The sequence below is a fragment of the Cryobacterium sp. 10I1 genome (assembly GCF_035019805.1).
Classification (GTDB): Bacteria; Actinomycetota; Actinomycetes; order Actinomycetales; family Microbacteriaceae; genus Cryobacterium; species Cryobacterium glucosi.
The window spans coordinates 1-1393 of the sequence record NZ_JASJVF010000463.1; the positions used below are offsets into that span (position 1 = coordinate 1).

A 1393-nucleotide genomic window follows, 5' to 3' on the forward strand; every position below is an offset into this window, starting at 1 on the left:
CCGGTGTTCCGGCCGGTGCCGACGACGCCCGGACGATCAGTTCGCTCGGCAGCACGACCGAGGCAGGGGTGCCGCCGTCGATGACCTGCAGCAGCAGGTCCACCGCGGTGCGGCCCATGTCGGCGACGCTGTGCGAGATGACGCTCAGTGCGGGGTTGAGCAGCGCGAACCACTCGACGTCGTCGAAGGCGACCATGGCGAGGTCGACGCCGAGAAGCACCCCGCGGTCGTGCAGGCTGGCGATGGCGCCGACGGCCATCAGGCTGTCGGCAACGATCAGGGCGGTCGGCGGCTCGCGGAGGCCCAGCAGGGCGTGCACGCCGGCCGAGCCGCTGGCCGCCTGGTAGTCGCCGAAGTAGACGAGTGAGGGGTCGGCGCTCAGCCCGTTCTCGGTGACGCACCGGGTGAAGGCGGCGAACCGGTCTCGCCCGGTCGAGCTGGCCTGCGGCCCCGAGATATAACCGATCCGGGTGTGGCCGGCCGCAGCGAGGTGTTCAACGGCCTGGCGGATGCCGGTGGTTCCATCCGTCGTCACGCTCGGCAGGTCCATGCCCGCGATCGTGCGGTCGACGAAGACGGTGGGGATCTCACGGGCGATGAGGGAGCGGATGCTGTCGCTCCCCTCCCCGACGGGGGCGAGGATGATGCCGTCGACCCTCCGCGAGATCAGGGTGTCGAGGTACCGGTCCTGCTGGTCGGCGCGTTCGTTGGCGTTGCCGAGCAGGGTCACGTAGCCATGCAGGTTGGCCGCCTGTTCGACGGTGTGGGCGAGGTCGGCGAAGAAGGGGTTCCGCACGTCGGAAACCAGGAGGCCCAGGGCGTTCGTCCTGGCTCCGCGCAGCGCGCGGGCCTGGGCGTTCGGCCGGAAGTCGAGTTCCGCCGCGGCCGAGGCGACGCGGGCCCTCGAGGTCGGCGAGGTGGCCGGGTTGCCGGAGAGCACCCGGGAGGCTGTGGCGACGGAGACGCCGGCGAGCGCTGCGACCTCGCGGATCGTGATCGCGTTCATCATGCTCACCTCATTGTGTGATTGGGCCCTGCGTCGTGGAAACGATTCCATGGAATCGTTTCCATACTAGGTGGCTCCCCTCCCGGCTGTCAACACCCCTGCCGCACAACCCCGTTCGCCAGCCCCGTTCCCTTCCGAACGCTGCGATACTCAGGGGAGACCGCCGGCACTCGTCCGGGGGGACGAGTCCCACGCGCACGAGCGTCGGAGGCCCAGCCACCACGTGTCGTGTCACAGGAGCGGACCCCATGTCCCGCACGCCGCTGAAGCCCACCGATCTCACGCATCCGTCGCCCCCGCTCACCGGCTGGCACTCAGAGAACCACTGGCCGGCACCCGAGACCGTCGTGGTCGCCGACGACCGGATGACCGCGGACGCGGCATACC

The 1393-nt window shown here is 70.2% G+C and carries 1 protein-coding gene; it reads right to left on the reverse strand.

Annotated features, from left to right (window positions below; all coding sequences use genetic code 11):
* On the reverse strand, positions 1–1009 hold a 1009-nt coding region (locus QN345_RS19085; protein WP_323509121.1), incomplete at its 3' end, for a LacI family DNA-binding transcriptional regulator.
* Positions 1010–1393: the final 384 nt, after the last annotated feature.